We start from the raw sequence: 830 nt of genomic DNA on the forward strand, positions 1-830 counted from the left end.
CGGAGGAAAAGAAATCAAGCGAGATTCCCCCAGTAGCGGCGAGCGAACGGGGAAAAGCCTAAACCGTCTCTTCGGAGACGGGGTTGCGGGACCTTCATCATGAGTGAATCATCCTAGTCGAAGCGGTCTGGAAAGGCCCGGCACAGCAGGTAACACCCCTGTAGGCGAAAGGACGAGCCATTCCGAAGGGATCCCAAGTACCGCGGGGCACGTGAAATCCCGTGGGAATCCGGGGGGACCACCCTCCAAGGCTAAATACTCCTCAGCGACCGATAGTGAACCAGTACCGTGAGGGAAAGGTGAAAAGCACCCCGGAAGGGGAGTGAAACAGAACCTGAACCCGTATGCTTACAAGCAGTCGGAGCGCGAAAGCGTGACGGCGTGCCTTTTGTAGAATGAACCGGCGAGTTGCGGTCACGAGCAAGGTTAAGGCGAGAAGCCGTAGCCGAAGCGAAAGCGAGTCTGAATAGGGCGAGTTAAGTTCGTGGCTGCAGACCCGAAACCGGGTGATCTACCCATGTCCAGGGTGAAGCGGAGGTAAAACTTCGTGGAGGCCCGAACCGACCGACGTTGAAAAGTCGGCGGATGAGGTGTGGGTAGGGGAGAAATTCCAATCGAACTCGGAGATAGCTGGTTCTCCCCGAAATAGCTTTAGGGCTAGCCTCGGTGGTAAGAATGCGGGAGGTAAAGCGCTGATAGGGCTAGGGGCCTTCACCGGTTACCGAACCCTGTCAAACTCAGAATGCCCGTATTTATCCCCGGGAGTCAGACGGCGAGTGCTAAGATCCGTCGTCAAAAGGGAAACAGCCCAGACCGACAGCTAAGGTCCC

1 rRNA gene is annotated in these 830 nt (G+C 56.6%); it reads left to right on the forward strand.

Features of this window, described 5'->3' with window-relative positions:
- Window positions 1-830: ribosomal RNA gene (locus H1S01_RS20475) — 23S ribosomal RNA — on the forward strand; the annotation flags it as partial.

This window comes from Heliobacterium chlorum (assembly GCF_014502795.1).
In the GTDB taxonomy this organism is placed as follows: Bacteria; Bacillota; Desulfitobacteriia; order Heliobacteriales; family Heliobacteriaceae; genus Heliobacterium; species Heliobacterium chlorum.